The sequence below is a fragment of the Pseudomonas sp. FSL W7-0098 genome, assembly GCF_005930585.1.
GTDB lineage: Bacteria > Pseudomonadota > Gammaproteobacteria > Pseudomonadales > Pseudomonadaceae > Aquipseudomonas > Aquipseudomonas bubulae.
In genome coordinates, this window is sequence record NZ_RXHW01000003.1 from 325,876 (window position 1) to 343,228 (window position 17,353).

18 protein-coding genes are annotated in these 17,353 nt (G+C 55.1%); 8 read left to right on the top strand and 10 right to left on the bottom strand.

Going from position 1 to position 17,353, the window contains the following annotated elements:
* Positions 1-182: 182 nt before the first annotated feature.
* Positions 183-1,094, bottom strand: coding sequence for a LysR family transcriptional regulator (locus FHL07_RS07240; protein WP_095025354.1), 912 nt, complete (start codon positions 1,092-1,094; stop codon positions 183-185).
* Positions 1,095-1,230: 136 nt separating this feature from the next.
* Here FHL07_RS07240 and FHL07_RS07245 point away from each other — a divergent pair, with 136 nt between their 5' ends.
* Positions 1,231-2,286 (top strand): tartrate dehydrogenase, encoded by a 1,056-nt coding sequence (locus tag FHL07_RS07245; RefSeq protein WP_095018606.1) that lies wholly within the window; start codon positions 1,231-1,233, stop codon positions 2,284-2,286.
* A gap of 106 nt (positions 2,287-2,392) precedes the next feature.
* Complete coding sequence (locus FHL07_RS07250) at positions 2,393-3,748, top strand: dicarboxylate/amino acid:cation symporter (RefSeq protein WP_138738278.1); 1,356 nt, start codon at positions 2,393-2,395, stop codon at positions 3,746-3,748.
* A 369-nt stretch (positions 3,749-4,117) separates the two neighbouring features.
* Here FHL07_RS07250 and FHL07_RS07255 read toward each other — a convergent pair whose 3' ends face one another.
* The 3 genes from FHL07_RS07255 to cynR are packed head-to-tail and all read right to left on the bottom strand — an operon-like array spanning position 4,118 to position 5,972.
* Positions 4,118-4,741, bottom strand: coding sequence for a flagellar biosynthesis protein (locus FHL07_RS07255; RefSeq protein WP_138738350.1), 624 nt, complete (start codon positions 4,739-4,741; stop codon positions 4,118-4,120).
* Between the two features lie 5 nt (positions 4,742-4,746).
* Positions 4,747-5,058, bottom strand: a complete 312-nt coding sequence (locus FHL07_RS07260) for a hypothetical protein (RefSeq protein ID WP_138738279.1) — start codon at positions 5,056-5,058, stop codon at positions 4,747-4,749.
* 23 nt (positions 5,059-5,081) lie between these two features.
* A complete protein-coding gene (cynR, locus tag FHL07_RS07265; protein WP_095020744.1) occupies positions 5,082-5,972 on the bottom strand; it encodes a transcriptional regulator CynR in 891 nt (296 codons plus the stop codon).
* Between the two features lie 110 nt (positions 5,973-6,082).
* Here cynR and FHL07_RS07270 point away from each other — a divergent pair, with 110 nt between their 5' ends.
* The 4 genes from FHL07_RS07270 (at position 6,083) to FHL07_RS07285 (ending at position 9,031) form a co-directional block, all read left to right on the top strand.
* Positions 6,083-6,742, top strand: coding sequence for a carbonic anhydrase (locus tag FHL07_RS07270; RefSeq protein ID WP_095020743.1), 660 nt, complete (start codon positions 6,083-6,085; stop codon positions 6,740-6,742).
* Positions 6,743-6,771: 29 nt separating this feature from the next.
* A complete protein-coding gene (gene cynS, locus FHL07_RS07275; RefSeq protein WP_138738280.1) occupies positions 6,772-7,242 on the top strand; it encodes a cyanase in 471 nt (156 codons plus the stop codon).
* 109 nt (positions 7,243-7,351) lie between these two features.
* Complete coding sequence (locus tag FHL07_RS07280) at positions 7,352-7,606, top strand: DUF2790 domain-containing protein (RefSeq protein ID WP_095002888.1); 255 nt, start codon at positions 7,352-7,354, stop codon at positions 7,604-7,606.
* 201 nt (positions 7,607-7,807) lie between these two features.
* Positions 7,808-9,031 (top strand): amidohydrolase family protein, encoded by a 1,224-nt coding sequence (locus FHL07_RS07285; protein WP_138738281.1) that lies wholly within the window; start codon positions 7,808-7,810, stop codon positions 9,029-9,031.
* A 253-nt stretch (positions 9,032-9,284) separates the two neighbouring features.
* On the opposite strand, the gene FHL07_RS07290 is transcribed toward FHL07_RS07285, so the two are convergent.
* From FHL07_RS07290 to FHL07_RS07310, 5 genes are all read right to left on the bottom strand, one after another.
* Positions 9,285-9,638, bottom strand: a complete 354-nt coding sequence (locus FHL07_RS07290) for a hypothetical protein (protein ID WP_095002886.1) — start codon at positions 9,636-9,638, stop codon at positions 9,285-9,287.
* A gap of 117 nt (positions 9,639-9,755) precedes the next feature.
* Positions 9,756-10,613 (bottom strand): fumarylacetoacetate hydrolase family protein, encoded by an 858-nt coding sequence (locus tag FHL07_RS07295; protein WP_095020740.1) that lies wholly within the window; start codon positions 10,611-10,613, stop codon positions 9,756-9,758.
* 172 nt (positions 10,614-10,785) lie between these two features.
* A complete protein-coding gene (locus tag FHL07_RS07300; protein WP_095018612.1) occupies positions 10,786-11,658 on the bottom strand; it encodes an NAD(P)-dependent oxidoreductase in 873 nt (290 codons plus the stop codon).
* Positions 11,659-11,730: 72 nt separating this feature from the next.
* Positions 11,731-12,975, bottom strand: coding sequence for an MFS transporter (locus tag FHL07_RS07305; RefSeq protein WP_138738282.1), 1,245 nt, complete (start codon positions 12,973-12,975; stop codon positions 11,731-11,733).
* A gap of 119 nt (positions 12,976-13,094) precedes the next feature.
* On the bottom strand, positions 13,095-13,865 hold the full coding sequence (locus FHL07_RS07310; RefSeq protein WP_138738283.1) for an SDR family NAD(P)-dependent oxidoreductase: 771 nt from the start codon (positions 13,863-13,865) through the stop codon (positions 13,095-13,097).
* A 154-nt stretch (positions 13,866-14,019) separates the two neighbouring features.
* On the opposite strand from FHL07_RS07310, the gene FHL07_RS07315 reads away from it, so the two are divergent.
* Positions 14,020-14,928 (top strand): LysR family transcriptional regulator, encoded by a 909-nt coding sequence (locus FHL07_RS07315; protein ID WP_138738284.1) that lies wholly within the window; start codon positions 14,020-14,022, stop codon positions 14,926-14,928.
* A 380-nt stretch (positions 14,929-15,308) separates the two neighbouring features.
* Here FHL07_RS07315 and FHL07_RS07320 read toward each other — a convergent pair whose 3' ends face one another.
* Positions 15,309-15,635 carry a hypothetical protein gene (locus FHL07_RS07320; protein ID WP_133145014.1) on the bottom strand — a complete coding sequence of 109 codons (327 nt, stop codon included), beginning with the start codon at positions 15,633-15,635 and terminating at the stop codon, positions 15,309-15,311.
* Between the two features lie 463 nt (positions 15,636-16,098).
* Between FHL07_RS07320 and FHL07_RS07325 the strand changes: the two genes are divergently transcribed.
* Positions 16,099-17,310 carry an aldose 1-epimerase family protein gene (locus FHL07_RS07325; RefSeq protein WP_138738285.1) on the top strand — a complete coding sequence of 404 codons (1,212 nt, stop codon included), beginning with the start codon at positions 16,099-16,101 and terminating at the stop codon, positions 17,308-17,310.
* Positions 17,311-17,353: the final 43 nt, after the last annotated feature.

Consider the following 17,353-nt stretch of genomic DNA (forward strand, 5'->3'; position numbering starts at 1 on the left):
GTTTGGGTGACAGCATGCGAGATGGCGCATGAGCACTAGATGGGTAAATTGGCAAGGGTTTATGAGGTTTATTCATCAGTCCGGTGGGCGTGCGACTTACTCGTCGCCAGTGCCTGCTGCGGTAGCCTGGCGGCTTGGTTGCGCAGGCAGCAGGTGGGGGAGGAGACAGGGGGGCAATGGCTCTACAACTCGCCCTCCAGATGATCAATGTCCTTGAAGCGCTCAACCAGAAAGTCGATCAGGCTGCGCACTCGTGTGGACAGGTGTAACTGCTGCGGGTATACCGCGTAAACATCGGCACGGGTCGGTGTCTGGTCTTCGAGTACTAGTCGTAATCGGCCGCTACGGACATATCTGGCGATGTCCCATTCAGCTCGCAGCAGAATCCCATGCCCCTCCAGCGCCCAGTTCAGGGCTACCTCACCGTCGTTGCAGCCCAAGGCGCCGCGTACCTTGATGTTTTGCGTACGGCCACCGTCGGTAAAGCTCCACACCCCGTAGGGCGTTTCGTTCTGCCGCAGGAAGATGCAGTTGTGCTGCTGCAAATCGCTCAGACGTTGCGGAGCACCGTATTTTTCCAGGTACAACGGTGAGGCGCATAGCAATCGGCGGTTGGAAGCGATCTTTCGCGCATGAAAAGCTGCATCCGCCAGTGTGCCGAAACGAATGCCAAGGTCAAACCCATGGGTCGTCAGGTCGAGCGGGTGGTCGCTGATCTCCAGTTGTACTTCCACCTGCGGGTGTTTCTTGAAAAATGCGCCAAGGGCAGGACCGATGTAACGGCGTCCGAAGCCCAGCGATGCGTTGACGCGAATCAAGCCTTTTGGCTCAGCCTGACTGCTGTTGATCAGCTGCTCGACCTCATCGATCTGCGTCAGGATCCGGGCCGCGTGGGAAAAAAGCAGTTCACCTTCTGAGGTCAGGCTCATTGAACGTGTGGTGCGATTCACCAGGCGTGCCCCCAATCGAGCCTCAAGGGCAGTAAGGCGCTTGCTCACTGCTGGCGGTGTGATGCCGAGCTCTCTGGCCGTGGCAGCCAGGCTGCCTTTGTTGGCCAGAAGATAAAAAAATGACAGATCCAGGGTTGGGCTCAATGGTAACTCAAAGTTATTTATGTAGTGATTCTGAGTAACTCACACTTATTTATTCACTACATATACTCCGTTCACACCCTGATTGAACAGACCGTTCGACAGGCAAAACAAGAACGTTTTGAGCGCGGAGTTGATCATGAGCACATACAAAATTGCAGCGGTTCCAGGTGATGGCATTGGTATCGAAGTCATTGCCGCAGGTGTCGAGGTGCTGCAGGCCCTGTCGAAAAAATCCAGTTTCGAACTGGATTTCAAACACTTCGACTGGAACTCGGATAACTACCTGAAGCATGGTTACTACATTCCTGAAGGCGGGCTGGAAGAGCTAAAAACCTTCGATGCGATTTTCTTTGGCGCCGTGGGTGCGCTTGACGTCGCGGATCATATTTCCCTGTGGGGCCTGCGTTTGCCGATCTGCCAGGGCTTCGATCAGTACGCCAACGTGCGTCCGGCTCGTGTGTTGCCTGGGGTAAAGAGCCCACTGGTCAATGGTGACCAGATTGACTGGGTAGTGGTGCGGGAAAACTCCGAAGGTGAGTACTCCGGCAATGGTGGTCGCGTTCACCGTGGCCTGCCGGAAGAGGTCGCCACGGAAGTGTCGGTCTTTACCCGTGTTGGAGTCGAGCGCATCCACCGTTTTGCTTTCGAACTGGCGCAAAGCCGCCCACGCAAGCACCTGACCATGGTCACCAAGTCCAATGCCCAGCGACACGGCATGGTGCTGTGGGATGAGATTTTCTATGAAGTCGCGAAGGATTTTCCAGACGTTAAAATTGATAAAGAACTGGTCGATGCCGTCACTACGCGCATGGTGCTCAAACCCTCCACACTGGACGTGATTGTCGCTACTAACCTGCACGCCGACATTCTGTCCGATCTGGCGGCGGCGCTATCCGGCAGTCTGGGCATTGCGCCGACTGCCAACCTGAACCCGTCGCGCAAATTCCCTTCGATGTTCGAACCTATCCACGGCTCTGCATTCGATATCACCGGTAAAGGTGTGGCGAACCCGATTGCGACTTTCTGGACGGCAGTGATGATGCTGGAACACCTGGGTGAGGCCGCCGCGGCAAAACAACTGATGTCCGCCATCGAGGCTGTGACTGAAAGCGGTTTGCATACTCCTGATTTGGGCGGTACGGCCACTACACGGCAGATCACGGATGCAGTCATTGCGTTGATCAACCGTTGAAGCGTCCCAGCGATTCAAAGTAGTACTGCGGCACTACGTCAAGGGGCAGATTATTGGGTCTGACTCCTTGGCATTTCCTGACAACAATAAAAATCAGGGCCCTGTCATGAAAAGAATATTCGGCAAACTTTATATACAAGTACTTATTGCGGTCGTTCTTGGCGCTATCGTCGGTGTGCTGGTTCCTGAAACCGGGGCTTCACTCAAACCCTTGGGCGATGCGTTTATCAAACTGATCAAAATGCTCCTCGCGCCGGTGATCTTCCTGACTGTCGTCACGGGTATCGCACGCATGGAAAACATGAAGGAGCTTGGGCGGGTAGGCTTTCGTGCCTTGATTTATTTCGAGGTTGTGTCGACGCTGGCGCTCGTGGTCGGCCTGGTGGTGGTCGATGTATTCAAGCCCGGTGCGGGCATGAATATTGATGTCGCAAGCCTCGATACGTCGAGTCTCGCCACCTATACCTCGGCGGTAAAGCATGATTCATTCATGGACTTCGCCATGAATATCATCCCCGATACCATTGTGGATGCCTTTGCCAAGGGTAATGTGCTGCAGATCTTGCTGTTTTCCGTCCTTCTGGGTGTCGCCCTGGCCCAAGTCGGACCGCGCGGGAAAATCTTTGTCGATGCACTGGATAGCTTGATGCAGGGCATGTTCCGCATCGTCAATATGGTCATGCGCCTGGCGCCTGTCGGTGCGTTTGGGGCCATTGCATTCACAATCGGTAAATACGGTTTCGGCTCACTGTTCTCCCTCGGCAAGTTGATGGCCTGCGTGTACTTGACCTGCGCGGTGTTCGTGATCTTTGTTCTGGGGCCCATATGCCGGTACAGCGGTTTCAGCCTGTGGAAATTCCTTAAATTTATCAAGGAGGAGTTGTTCACCGTACTGGGCACCAGTTCTTCGGAGTCGGTGTTGCCGCAAATGATTTCAAAAATGGAAAAGGCCGGAGTTTCCAAGCCTGTCGCCGGGATGATCATTCCCTCCGGCTTGACCTTCAATCCGGACGGTCAGGCGATTTATTACACCATCGCTGCGATTTTTATCGCCCAGGCAACCAACACGCCGCTTACCCTCACTGACCAACTGATCGTTCTGGCAGTTTTGATGTTCACCTCCAAGGGGTCGGCAGGTGTTACCGGCTCAGGGTTTATTATCCTGGCCGCCACCTTGTCTTCTTTGGGGACCATCCCGGTTGCGGGAATGGTGCTGCTGCTGGGAGTTGACCGCTTTATGTCAGAAGCACGTGCGATCACCAACACTATCGGCAATGGTGTCGGAACCATGGCAATTGCCAAGTGGGTCGGGGCGCTGGATACCGTTAAAATGCACAAGGCGTTGAATGGTGAAAGAGGGGAGCCTGAACCAGAGTTCGTACACGAAGAGGCTGCTCATCCCTCTGGTCCAGTGATGGGTAATGCCTTGCAGCCCAGCCTTGCAAGTGCCTCCCAGGTATAAATGTGTGTTGCTGAAGTGCTCGGGTAAGGGTATTCGTGCGGCCCAGGCGCACGAATACCTATGCAGCGAGCGCCTGTTGCTGGAGTCCCGTATTAACTGGCGCTGAGTGAGTCCAGCTTGAATGGGGTGCTAGGGTTCGAGTGTTCGAATCACTCCGTCCCGACCCTATTGATTTCACTGATATTCAGGGCCGGAACCATATCCGACCAGATCACATCGGCGTGGTCTGTCTGGTGGTTCTTGGTCATGTATCGCCACTCGTGGCAACACGGCTAACCACAAATATTGAGTGACCGAATCAATCGATGACCAACCAGGGGGCTGGTACTTGAAGTAGACGGCCACTGCACTGTGTTCTGCAGGAGCCCCTTAGAGCTGCTTCAGGGTTTCCTGGGTGATGGCTTCGAGTCCGGATTCGGTGATGGTTTTCCAGTCAGTATCTGTGGCCACTTTCACGTTCTCACTGACCAGCGTTTTTACGGTCTGTACAGGTGTACCAGGGGCTTTTATCTGCAACAGCGACTTGTTGCGTAGCACCTTATCGAGTACCCCCTCAGCCGAATACCATGACCAGAATTCGATGATGTTCACTTTTACTTCACTGACATCACGGGCATCGGGGCTACTGACCACCTCGTATCCGGCCTGCCGGTAGGCAGTGGCTACGGCATTACCCACCAGCTCTGAAACTGTGCGCCCTTCAGGCAGCAGCACGTCGCCGATCGCCATATTGAAGTTATTGCGCTTACGCGCGATGGCCCGCTCGGTAATCGACTTATCGTCGATCTCGTCGTACTTCAGTGAAGGTATGTCGGAGCTGGAAGGTTTGATTTGAAAAACTCGATCATCAACGGCGCTGATATAAACCTTTTTGCCATTGCTGGGGGCCGGTGTCTGAGTATCACCCGGCCGTAAAACATCCACTTCTGCCCTGTTGGTGGCGCAACCGGCTAACAGTACCAATGCCGCAACGGCCAAAATTTTTCGAACCATCATCCTTACTCCCTTTTATATTTGGCCTTCATAGACTTGTCCAAAAGCTGGCGAAAAAGAGTGTAGAAGACAATATGCAGCTCAACCGCCTGGCTGACTTGCGCGGTTGAGAGAGCAAGCAGCACGAAAGCAATCGGCTCTGGCCCTAGCCTTTTGCTCGTAATCCCTGAACCCGCATTTCGCGGTTTTTTTGTCTTGAGGAAATGATGATCAGCAAGACCGTCGCGGTCATCTGCTGCAGTCCATTGAAGATTTTTTGACCACGCCTCGGAGCTGACCCGACTTAAAGTCGTGAACGTGCTGCGCTGGCGTATCAACTCCGGGCACCTATCAGATGCCCTTATCTCTTCTCGAGTTGGGCCGCAATGTCTGTGGCCAGTTCGATAAAGGCACGTGCAGCTGAAGTCTGGTAGGCCCCTTTGCGCTGCATCAATACGGCGGTACGGTGCAGTCGCTGAGGGCTTAGCTCAATGGCAAACAGCCCCTGATGTGCAAGTGCGACGGTGGCCGGTAACAGGGTCGACAGTGTGGTCCTGCGCACCACTTCGATGACTGCACCGATAACATTGGCCTCCATTTTCACCCGCGGGGTAATGTTGTGCTGGCGACAGTAGCGGTCGATCTGCTCGCGAGTGGCAAACTCTTCGCTGAGCAGGATCAGTGATTCGGCACTCAGAGCGTCCAGGTCAATAGCACTCTGTCCAGCCAACGGGTGTCTTTCCCCAACCACCAGCGCGAGGGCTTCTATCAGAAGCGGCTGGGTCTCTATGTCCTGAGAGTGCCCGTCCTCGAAAGCGATACCCACGTCCAGCTCATCGGCCAGCAGAAGCTCCTCCATCTGTTCTTGAGCGATCTCACGCAGGTTCAAGGTGATATTCGGATATCGGCTGTGGAAAGCTTCGACCAGTGGTCCGACCAGATATGTGGTGAACGTCGGTGTCAATGCAACCCTGAGTGCCCCGCGACTCAAATCGCCCACGTCATGGATTGCACGTTTTCCTTCCTCCAGTTCCTGCGAAGCCCGGCGTGCATAGCGTAAATACACTTCGCCGGCGTCAGTCAGCCGCGTCGTACGTCCCGATCGGTCAAATAACTGGGCAGAAAGACTTTCCTCAAGTTGCCTGACTTGCTGTGACAGCGCGGGCTGCGAAACATGCAGCGCAGCAGCTGCTTTCGTGAAGCTGTGGTGTTGCGCCACAGCGAGAAAGTATTTGATGTGACGTGCCAGCATGCTCAGAGCCATAAGATTATCTGATGTACTCCATCATAAATGAGACTTTTACCTTATGTCACGGACTCCGTAATCTCTGCTCCAACGCATCGCGACCAAGAGGAGTCACCATGAAAGACATCATCGATGGTTTTCTAAAGTTTCAACTTAACGCATTTCCGGAACGCGCCGGCCTGTTCAAGAATCTGGCTAATCAGCAAAGCCCACGGGCGCTGTTTATCTCCTGCTCTGACAGCCGATTGGTTCCGGAACTGGTTACGCAGCGAGAGCCCGGCGACCTGTTTGTCATTCGCAACGCCGGCAACATCGTGCCGCCCTACGGCCCTGAGCCTGGCGGTGTGTCGGCCTCGGTCGAGTATGCCGTTGCTGCCTTGCAAGTCTCCGACATCGTTATCTGCGGGCACTCTGATTGCGGCGCAATGACTGCCATTGCCACCTGCAAGTGCCTGGATCACATGCCCGCAGTGGCAGGCTGGTTACGCTACGCCGACTCTGCTCGAGTGGTGAATGAAGCGCGTAAACATAAGGACCCACACAGCAGTGTTGAGGCGATGGTTCGAGAAAACGTGATCGCCCAGTTGGCAAATATCCGGACGCATCCATCGGTACGCCTGGCCCTCGAAGAGGGACGCGTAGCACTGCATGGCTGGGTCTATGACATCGAGAGCGGCCGTATGGATGCTTTCGATAGTAACACCGGCAAGTTTGCGCCCCTTGTGGACAACCCCGGCGCACGTGCCGCTCCCTATCAACAGAAGCAATCTGCTTGAACTCGTTTATTACCCCAGGAGATAACACCATGATCCAGTCCCAAATCAATCCAGGTTCGCGTCTGGCCCTGACCGAAGTCATTTTGCTGGCTAAAGCCCGGAATGACCTGTCATTTGCCCAGATCACCGATGGCACAGGGCTCAGCGAGGCGTTCGTCACTGCCGCACTGCTCGGTCAACATCCCTTGCCTAAAGCAGCGGCCACAGTAGTGGGTGAAAAGCTCGGCCTCGATGTTGATGGCGTGGCGCTGCTGCAAACCATCCCGATGCGCGGCAGCATCGACAACGGTATACCGACCGACCCCACTATCTACCGCTTTTACGAGATGCTGCAGGTCTACGGCACCACGCTTAAGGCGTTGGTCCATGAGAAGTTCGGTGACGGCATTATCAGTGCTATCAACTTCAAACTGGATATTAAAAAAGTCGAAGATCCAGAGGGTGGGTCGCGCGCAGTCATTACCCTGGATGGTAAATACCTGCCCACCAAGCCTTTCTGATAGTTGAGTGTCTCGGCGTCGTAATACGATGCCGAGTCATGAAGCGCTACATTGACCCTGTAAGTATTGAAGGGTATTTGCGTCACGCGATACCCCCAGGTGTTTGAACATGAAAATTTTATTGTTGGCAGGGCTCAGTAGCTTGTGCACTGTGGCTTTGGCTGGGCAGCCTCTAGCAGATAACGACATTCAGGTAGAGCAGTACAGTTATTCACAAGACCTTGATATCGCAAAAGTCATTTCGATGGGTGAAGTGCCAAATGTCTGTGAAGTGGTGCCTGCGCGTATGATGTATGAAGACTCCAAGGGGCATAGGCATATTCTCGAATACCGCGTAATGGGGAATGGTTGTTCTAACGGTTAGTGTGTGCTTCCCATCCATATCGCAAATATTTAATACGTCTTTTAATTTTTTCCTGCTGATTCTGGACACTGTTGCGTTCCTTTGCAGCTCTGTCGCGCGTGCTCATGGGCAATGTGCTGGCAGTCATGAAGCAGGCGCAGCATGACCTCCAGAGGTCGATGCTCGAGAAACGGAAGTTGTCTGAATTGAGGAGTGAGGTTTATGGATCTGATATTTCGCAATGTACGCATTGCCGATGGAAAGCCTTTAACCGACGTCGCCGTACACAATGGGAAAGTTGCCATTATTTCCCCGGGAATTACAGTGCGGGCACGGCAGGAAGTCCAGGGAAATGGAAATGTATTGATGCCGGCTTTTGTCGAGGGGCATCTGCATCTGGAAAAAGCCTATGTCATGCACCGTAAGGTCAATCGCACCGGAACCCTCAAGGAGGCGATTGCCGTTACAGCTGAGCTTAAACCGATGTTGACCCGGGAGGATATTCTCGAGCGTTCAACGCAGGTATTACGCTCACTTGTGCAGGCCGGTACTACCCATGTACGCGCACATGCCGAATTTGACCCCTCACAAGGTTTCACAGGATTTGATGTTGTCCTGGAGCTACGCAAGAAGTTTCGCGACATGATCGACATTCAGGTAGTTGCCTTCCCACAGGAAGGCATTTTCAAACTACCGGGAATGAAGCACATGATGGTTGCGGCGATGGAAAAAGGTGCCGATGTCGTCGGCGGTATTCCCTATAACGATCGTTCACCCTTCGAACATATTGATTATGTTTTCAGCCTGGCTAAACAGTTTGGAAAAGATATCGATTTCCATCAGGATTTTGCCGATACGGCAGAGAACATGACCATTGAATACCTCGCGCGCAAGACCATCAAGGAAGGGTATGAAGGCCGCGTCTGCGTAGGTCATCTTACGAGCCTTGGAGCCGTAGCAGCGGAACAGCGAGTGGGTATTATCAGCCTGATCCGTGATGCTGGAATCAGCGTAATGTGCCTGCCAGCCACCGACTTGCATCTCGGTGCTCGAGGCGACAGCCATAACGTCCGCCGCTCACTCACGCCCGTTCGTGCGTTGCGAGACGGTGGTGTAAATGTCTGTTTGGCCACGAACAATATACGCAACGCTTTTACCCCGTATGGGACAGGCGATCTGCTGAATATTGCGCAATTGGCAATGCCTGCATGCCACCTGGGTGGGGCCGATGATCAGGCCACAGTATTGGGAATGCTCACAACTAATCCTGCAAAAGCCCTGGGGCTGGATAACTATGGGCTGGAAGCCGGCAAAAATGCAGACCTGGTGCTGGTGGATACCCAGTCGGTCGCCGGGGTTATCCTCGACTTGCCGGCTCGTCTTATGGTGTTGAAGCGCGGGAAAATAGTGGCGACATCAAATTACAACCGTTCGATAGCCTTCTGATCGTCCCCGCCTGCCGGATCAGTAACGGATACCCATGTGACACTCAGTCAATCTGTCGTCTTTTGATGATCGACGACAATCCCGTGTGGACGGGTGTAACGGCTGCGGATTTATCGCCTAGAGATTCAGGCCTCGTGCCACTATTTCAAGCGGGAAGGTCGGCAATATGTCGTCGCTTGCTCTGTTTCAGCTGGGCGAGAAGTCGTGGATGCATCCATTGCCCGCCAATGGCAAAGGCATGGCTTTTATGCGGTCATGCCTGAATCCCGATCTTGCCTGCTGAAGCTTGCATCGCGCGCTTCTCTGTTAAGGGGGCAAAATAGGGCGGCGTACCGGTTGCCTGGAAATAAAGAAAGTAGTGCCCGGTGTCGGCCAATACAATTCGGTGCAGCTCTGATAGGCGCATGCCGTTTCTAATCCAAATGCTCTCTTTCAGGATTTCGTAAGTCCGGACCCCGTGTTGTTGCATTGTGCTTTCGAAGGTTAGGTAGAGTTCTTCTCTGATACGCCGGTCGTTTTGAACACCCGCTCGCAACATAAAAAAGCTAAGCACACCCACAACTACAACCACAACCAACAAAAAAGTCCAGCTGGCGATTGCTCCCATGCTTTGCGCTCCCTGCGAGCTCACGTGGTATGAGCATCAGTGTAGACAGGGTTTGGCACTTGGCTTAGCTGCGTGTCAGGCTGCGTTATGCAGCCTCAGGTTCGGAGCAGGCAAGATTTACGCCTGCTCTGCCTCGTATCGCATCACAACGTGTCGTTGCACACCAAGGCCGCAGATCGACAGCACCACTTCATCCCCCGGTTCCAGCCATTCCGGATGTGGCTTCATTCCCATCGACACGCCAGGCGGGGTGCCGGTGATGATCACATCCCCAACATCGAGGGTCATGTAGTGACTGCAGTAGGAAATGATCTCTGCAACGCTGAAGATCATGGTCTGGGTGTTTCCTTCCTGTCGCCGTTGGCCGTTGACTTCCAGCCACATTGGCAGGCTCTGCGGATCCGGGACCTCATCACGGGTCACGAGCCAGGGACCCAGCGGCCCAAAGGAGTCGGAGCTCTTGCCTTTGTCCCATTGCGAGCTCTGAAACTGGAATCCACGATCGGAAACATCATTGGCCACGCAGTAGCCCGCCACATGTTCAAGTGCCTGGGCAACCGGAACGTAACGGGCGCGCTTTCCGATGACGACCCCCAGCTCAACCTCCCAGTCCAATTGCCTTGAGTGGGGAGGTTGTACGATGGGGTCATCGGCCCCGCTGATGCAACTGACCGGTTTGAAGAACACCAACGGTTCGGACGGGATAGCAAGACCGGCCTCTTCGGCGTGGTCCAGGTAGTTCAAACCAATTGCGATGAACTTGCCGATATCGCTTATCGGTGGCAGGTAGCGAACCGGGGTCGAAATAAGCGGAAGCCGGTGTTCGTCAAGCTCACAAAGCCGGGCAAGTTCCGTATCGGACAAGCACGCGCGCGAGACGTCATCCACATGGGCTGATATGTCCCGCAGCTGTCCCGATGAATCGACCATGCCCGGATACACGCCATCATGCTTAACATAGCGAAAGAGCTTCATTGTTGTCTCCAGTTGCAGTATCAGAATATGCACAGGAACCGAGCGCGCCAGGCACCAGGCTGGTTGCGGGATACAAACCCGCAGCCACTGTCAGTCATGCTTCATTGCACGCAAAGTGCGGGGGAGGGGCATCTCGGTTTGCATGCCACAAGGACCCAGTGGGTTCGCGGGATCAATCACGCTTTTCGGTGAACAATCGCACTACGCTTGTCATGTTCCGGTCGCCCATTCCGCGCGCTGCTGCGCGCTGGAAAACGTTATGTGCTGCGGCAATTGTGGGGGCGTTCTCTGCTGATCCTGCTTCCTCGAGCGTGTAGCCGAAGTCCTTTTCAATCAACGCCACGGGGAACTGCGGGGCGAAGTTCTCCGTCATCATGCTCCCTGAAAGATAGGCAGCAACCGGTGGCCAGACGGAGGTGCCTGCCATGGCTGCCAGCACTCGCGATGCATCGGCTCCGTTTCGCTCCAATAACCCGATGACCTCTGCCAGGCCCGTCACCTGTATTCCCAGCATGGCGTTGGTGGCAAGTTTCGCCAAAGCGCCATGACCCAGGCCGCCGACGTGATGGACTGAAGAGCCCATGACGCGTAGCAGAGGCAGGCAGCGCTCCAGGACTTCTTCCTCTCCGCCTGCCAGATAGGCCAGCTGCCTCGCATCGGCCTGAGCACGGGATCCCGATACCGGCGCTTCCAGCAGCGCCACCCGGGCATGCTGCATGTGGGTGCCGAGCTCCTGGATCCAGCCCGAAGTGAGTGTCGAACTCTCGATGGCGATTGCTCCCGCTGCCATACCAGAGAGGGCGCCGATCTCGCGATCCAGCCAGACATGGCGAGACGCATCATTGTCACGCAACATTGCAATGACGAACTCCGCACCTGCGCTGGCTTCTCTTGGCGTGCGCGCGTGGAAGGCCCCTTGCTTGACAAGCGCTTCTGCTGCATCGGGGGTTCGATTCCAGACAGTGACTGTGTGACCTGCAGCAAGCAATTGTGAGGCCATGCGCGACCCCATGGCGCCGAGGCCCAGGACTGTGATTCTGCTCATATGCTTTGTTCCATTTCAACGTGTAAGGGGGGAGGGGCTGACAGAACTCGGTGGTTGTCAGAGGTTGCGCGACTATGAAGATTGGCGACTCACCAGGATCACCGCCAAGCCTGCAATGGCGAAGCAGGCGGACAGGTACGCAATGGGTTGCGGTCCGGCAAGATTGATCAGCAGTCCGCCCAGCAGCGAGCCCAGGCCGATGGCTGCATTGAATACAGATACATTGATGGACGTGGCTGCGTCGGCTCCGCCTGGAATCCTGGAGGCCTCCTTGAACACCAGGGTCTGCAGCAGCACCGGAAGTGCGCCATATGCAGCGCCCCACGCAGCAAGCACAGCGAAAATGGCGGCATGACTGACCGCTGCCGCGTTCATGCATGACAAGCTTGCGGCAAGGAGTGCTGTTACCAGACCCAGGCTGGTTCTTGGTGCCCTGGACGCGAACGGGCCCACGGCGAAGTTGGTAATTACACCTGCCGCGCCATAGACCAACAGAAGCATGCTGACCTGTGCAGGGCTCTGGCCGGCAATCTGCTCAAGGTACGGAGACACGTAGGTGTAAGCCAGAAAGTTGCCGGTGACGACAAGGGCGGTGATCCCGAAAACCACAAGCAAGGGGCCACTTTTGAGCACGGCTGACATCGCCCCTCGCTTGGCAGCCTTCGAGATGCGTACCGCCGGAACTGACCATGCGATCAGCGTGAAGACGACCAGACTGAGTATCGAGAGCGCAGCAAACACGGAGCGCCATCCATACATTTCACCGAGCATTGTGCCAGCCGGAATCCCCAGCACCGTCGCCAGCGAGACACCGCCAAAGACAATCGATGTAGCTCGTACTGCGTTTCGTGCAGAGACCATGTGCACTGCGGTGACCACCGCTGTCGACCAGAACACGCCGATTGCACCTGCGACCAGAATGCGTCCAAGGAAAACGACGAAGTAGTTTGGCGCCAGGAAGGTGATCAGATTGCCGATACAGCAGACCGCCAGCAGACCGGCCATCAGTGTCTTGCGGTTGAGCGATCCAAGCAGGCCAGTCAGCGGCGCTGCGGTCAGAGGGACCATAAATGCAAAAATTGTAACCAGATAACCTGCGGCGCCGAGCGAGACATTCAGGCCAGCGGCCATCGCTGGCAGCACCCCTACGGGCATGAGCTCGGTGCTGACAAAGGAGAAGCAACCGAGGCTCAGGGCAAGAACAGCCGCTACCGCCTGTGCCCTGGATACAGTTACCCCATGAGGGTGTGGCGTTACGGGCGCGTGGGCACTTGCCGACGTAGTATCGGCCTGATGCCTTATGACTTTCGATTGCATGGGCGTATCTCTGTGAAATTCAAAATAAAGGTCGCAAAGGTAAGGTTTTTCAAGGCCAAGCCGTGCGTGCACCCGGTGTACTGTGGTGACCGGCATGCCGACTGATGGGCCATGCGAACTTATCGTGGGGGAAACTCAATGCCTGAGAGTTGCGCACAAGCGGCCAGGTATCGCTCTTGAAGCGCGGGGTCAAACGCAGCGCTGTGAACCTGTGCCGACCGCTGGTGATAGAAGTAGTCGCCGGTTACGAGCGCTGCAGTGCCTGCAGCGAGCCACGCCTGGGTGCGGGGCGCGAGGTCAAGGTCATCCGTAGCCTCAGGGCCGCCCATCTTCGTGGCAACCCAACCTGGTTCGACGCAGTTGGACAGCACATCTGGCCAGTGACGCGCGGCGGCAAAAGCAAGCAGGACCGCGTGAAGCTTGGAGTCCGAGTAGGCCTGCATCCCGGACCAGCGTCGCGATTCCCAGGTCAGGTCGCTGAGAGAGGGATTACCCTTCAAGTGAAGCCTGGAGCTCATGTAAACCAGGCGCTTGGGTCGCTTGACCATGGCGGTCAGAATGTAGGGCGCCAGAGAGTTCACGGCAAAGACATGGGGCAGGCCATCCACTGTGGCGATGCGCTCGCGCTCCTGGAAGCCGACAGCGGCATTGTGAATGATGGCATCGAAGGGGCCCAGTTCATTGATGCTGGCAGCAAGCGCCTTGGTTTCTGCGATGCTGGAAAGGTCCCCGACGAGTGCCGTCTGCGCGCCGGGAACTTGAGCGATGGCATGGGCCGCCCGGGCGTGGTTTCGGGCATGCAACACGACCTGATGACCGTTGGCCACGAGCAGGCGTGCCGCCATTTGGCCCAGGCCGTCGGAGGATCCGGTAACGAGGATGCGCGTCATTGTCATTGCTCCGGTGAATGCCACGTCGGGGGTGGCCTCAATGGGGTGTAGGGTCGGCATGGGGTAGCCGGCTCAGCGTTGGAGCAATGTTGGGATTTCGGGCCTTATAATGCGATAGCATGGAACGCATAATATTCATGCGCGGGAGTCATCAATGAGGGCATTAAGTTCCCGGTTGCTGGAAGGCGTCGACGTTATGGCGGCTGTCGTTGATGCGCGCAGCTTTGGCGGGGCTGCTGAGGTACTGGATATGTCTCAATCTGGCGTGAGCAGGGCAATAGCCCGCCTGGAGACAAGATTGGGCATCAGAGTGTTCGAGCGCACGACGCGATCAGTGAGGCTGACCGACGAAGGGCGCAGTTTCTACGAAGAGGTGATGCCTCTGATCGATGCGCTTGCCGAGGCGACAGGCAGCGCCGCCAGTGATGCGCAAAAGGTTCGTGGCCGGCTGCGCGTCAACGTGGACCCGCTATTTGCGAGACTGATCCTCGGTCCCCGATTGGGCGCGTTCATGGATAGCCACCCTGAGCTCGAAATGGAGCTGCGCAGCAAGGAAGACCTGGGTGATTTGATCGCGGATGGTTTCGACATTGCGATCCGCTTCGGCCATCCTCAGCCGTCGTCGTTAGTGGCGAGAAAACTCCTCGATACGCGAGTTTTGGCCATGGCATCGCCAGCTTATCTTGAGCGTTTCGGCCATCCCAAGGACCCTATGGAGCTCGAGACTTCGGACCATCGCTGCATCCTGTTCAGGGAGCCAGTCACCGGCCGCCCGTTTGCCTGGGAGTTTCATCAGCGCCGCAAGAAGGTCACAGTCAAGCCGAAGGGCATGTTGACCGTCAACGACCCGGGTACGGTCTATAGCACATGCTTGGCCGGGCTCGGTATTGCGCAGTTGTTCGAGTTGGGAATTGAAGAATATACCTCTTCAAGGCAACTTGTTCAGCTGTTTCCCGATTGGTCGGAGCAGCGTTTTCCACTCTATGCATACTACCCGTCGCGACATCATGTTCCCGCAAAGACTCGCGCGCTTCTTGATTTCGTCGCAGGCCTGGTTCGCTGATTGAAACGGGTTGGGCCTGCATCAGGAGTAAGCAAGCCGCTGCGTGCTACTTCAGTCTTGCAGACAAAACCCGTTTTTTAAATCACTTACACAAGTAACTACGTCTCCGAAGATCGTATTCAGATGCAAAACTACTGGCTCGATCTTGAGTGAAGAAAATTGGAGCGATGTTTATTAATTATAGTTTGAATATTTAGGTGTAACTGTCAGGTGGTGTTCAGGTTGTCATGTTTGAGTTACAGTGTTTTCTTCCTTCGAAAAACGTATGTCCCGGTAAGTGCTGGCAATATATATTGAATTCGCCCGACTTGGGTGGGAAGGGGCAGGGGAAGTGCTGCAAGTTACTTTTCAATTGCACCCGGTTGAGTACTGGCGTGCAATTAAATGACGATATCCATGCGCGGGCCGAGGCCGTCGACGAGTAAAGAGATGTCGGCACGTATCTCGCAGCACGCTTTATGAGCGTCGACTACGGCTTTCACTTCACGACAGACAAGGCCTCTTGCTTCCTCTCTTTTTTCACAGACCGTTTCAGCTGTCAGTGTCAGCCGGCCGGAGAACGTGGTTTCAACAGTGGAGAGTTTGTTCCAGTCAGAATTTTCTATATTGGCAATCCCTTTTCTGACTTTGTCAGCTGCTTTGGCTGCAGTGTCAGTATCTCCTGTCGGAGAAATTGAATAAGTGAATAGGAAGTAATATTTTGTCACTTTGCTTGTCCTTGTGAGAAGTTCGATTTACAAGTCGTGCGCCGTGCTCGACTTATAAAGACAGTAGCACTTCAGGTGGGGAGGGGAGTACTGTTCTTTAGCTTGGCTGGGTGGAATAGTGTGTGTGATTGTTTATGCTGTTTTATCGCCAACCATGTTCCGTCAATAGAATCGGTTTCCGAGATCGGTATTGAGCCAGGAAAAGCCAGGCTGCGCATCATTGGCGCTTCCGATCCGCAGTGGGTGAAGTTCATCTTGCAGGAGTTACTGCGATAAGTGCCTCACCTGCGGGCGCTCATACTCGATCTGATTTGGGAGCAAGTCTGCTCGTGATGACATCGAAAAAATTTTCGATGTTCCCCCGATTTTTCTGGGTATTTTGCGGCTTTATGTCGGTTTTAAAGCTTGATGAAACGTTTCATCAAGTCTATAAAAAGGCACAATTCCAAGAAAGGCTGCTGCCATGACCCCGCTCAAACTCTTTGTTGCCCTCACTACACTGACCGCAGCCTCTCACGCCATGGCCTGGGATTACGTTCTGCTCGACACCGACCATGGCGCCCAGAACTGGCAGATCACCAGCCAGCAACTCGGCGTAAAAACCGATAAACCCTTCAGCATCACCTTGCGCACCTTGCACGGTGGCCGGCAGGAGGGCGTCAGCATTGTGGACATCGATAACGGTACGATGAAACTCTCGGTAGTGCCTACTCGCGGAATGAACGTCTTGCAGGCCTCGGTAGGTAATGTGCGCATGGGCTGGGATTCGCCGGTCAAGGAAGTGGTCAACCCGTCCTTTATCGAGCTTAATGGTCGTGGTGGTCTGGGCTGGCTGGAAGGTTTCAATGAGCTGGTCACCCGCTGTGGATACGAATGGGTCGGCCACCCAGGAGTCGACAACGGCGAACTGCTGACCCTGCATGGTCGGGCCGCTAACATTCCTGCAAGTAAAGTCACCCTGCATATCGATGAAAAACCGCCGTATGCCATCACCCTGCGCGGCGAACTGAAAGAGCAGGCGTTCAAAAAAGTCGACTTTTCCGTCGCTACCGAATTGGTCACCGAGCCCGGCAGCGTAGTGTTCTCCCTCAACGACACCCTAACCAACAACGGCGACTATCCAAAGGAATACCAGGCGCTCTATCACAGTAACTTCAGCACCCCGTTCCTGGAGCAGGGCGCTCGTTTCGCCGCACCGGTGAAACAGGTGTCGCCGTTCAACGACAAGGCCAAGAACGATCTGCCCGACTGGCAAACCTACCGTGCACCGACCAAGGACTACGACGAAACGGTTTACAACGTGGTGCCGTATGGCGATGCCATGGGCGATACGTTGACCGTGTTGCATAACAAGGCCGGCAGCCTGGGCGTTTCAGTCGGCTTCAATACTCAGACACTGCCGGTGTTTTCCCTGTGGAAAAACACCGATACCCAAGGCCAGGGCTATGTTACCGGCTTGGAACCGGGGACAAGTTTTTCCTACAACCGCCGTTATCAGCGGCCACTGAATTTGGTACCAACAATTGGGCCGAAGGAACACAAGCAGTTCCACATTAGCTATAGCTTATTGGCGGATAAGGTGGCTGTTGATAAGGCTTTGAAGCGAGTGAGCGACATTCAGGGTGGGCGGGAAACTGAGGTACGGCAAACGCCATTGGTTGATCTGACCAAGTGATAGCACCGGCTAGAGCACCGTCGGCCGATATGGCGCAGCCTCG

What these genes read in the sequence shown, in the direction of transcription:
- FHL07_RS07245 (WP_095018606.1), top strand. Translation starts at nt 1,231, where the DNA reads ATGAGCACATACAAAATTGCAGCGGTTCCAGGTGATGGCATTGGTATC.
- FHL07_RS07250 (WP_138738278.1), top strand. Translation starts at nt 2,393, where the DNA reads ATGAAAAGAATATTCGGCAAACTTTATATACAAGTACTTATTGCGGTC.
- FHL07_RS07255 (WP_138738350.1), bottom strand. Translation starts at nt 4,741, where the DNA reads ATGGTTCGAAAAATTTTGGCCGTTGCGGCATTGGTACTGTTAGCCGGT.
- cynR (WP_095020744.1), bottom strand. Translation starts at nt 5,972, where the DNA reads ATGCTGGCACGTCACATCAAATACTTTCTCGCTGTGGCGCAACACCAC.
- FHL07_RS07270 (WP_095020743.1), top strand. Translation starts at nt 6,083, where the DNA reads ATGAAAGACATCATCGATGGTTTTCTAAAGTTTCAACTTAACGCATTT.
- cynS (WP_138738280.1), top strand. Translation starts at nt 6,772, where the DNA reads ATGATCCAGTCCCAAATCAATCCAGGTTCGCGTCTGGCCCTGACCGAA.
- FHL07_RS07280 (WP_095002888.1), top strand. Translation starts at nt 7,352, where the DNA reads ATGAAAATTTTATTGTTGGCAGGGCTCAGTAGCTTGTGCACTGTGGCT.
- FHL07_RS07285 (WP_138738281.1), top strand. Translation starts at nt 7,808, where the DNA reads ATGGATCTGATATTTCGCAATGTACGCATTGCCGATGGAAAGCCTTTA.
- FHL07_RS07290 (WP_095002886.1), bottom strand. Translation starts at nt 9,638, where the DNA reads ATGGGAGCAATCGCCAGCTGGACTTTTTTGTTGGTTGTGGTTGTAGTT.
- FHL07_RS07295 (WP_095020740.1), bottom strand. Translation starts at nt 10,613, where the DNA reads ATGAAGCTCTTTCGCTATGTTAAGCATGATGGCGTGTATCCGGGCATG.
- FHL07_RS07300 (WP_095018612.1), bottom strand. Translation starts at nt 11,658, where the DNA reads ATGAGCAGAATCACAGTCCTGGGCCTCGGCGCCATGGGGTCGCGCATG.
- FHL07_RS07305 (WP_138738282.1), bottom strand. Translation starts at nt 12,975, where the DNA reads ATGCAATCGAAAGTCATAAGGCATCAGGCCGATACTACGTCGGCAAGT.
- FHL07_RS07310 (WP_138738283.1), bottom strand. Translation starts at nt 13,865, where the DNA reads ATGACGCGCATCCTCGTTACCGGATCCTCCGACGGCCTGGGCCAAATG.
- FHL07_RS07315 (WP_138738284.1), top strand. Translation starts at nt 14,020, where the DNA reads ATGAGGGCATTAAGTTCCCGGTTGCTGGAAGGCGTCGACGTTATGGCG.
- FHL07_RS07325 (WP_138738285.1), top strand. Translation starts at nt 16,099, where the DNA reads ATGACCCCGCTCAAACTCTTTGTTGCCCTCACTACACTGACCGCAGCC.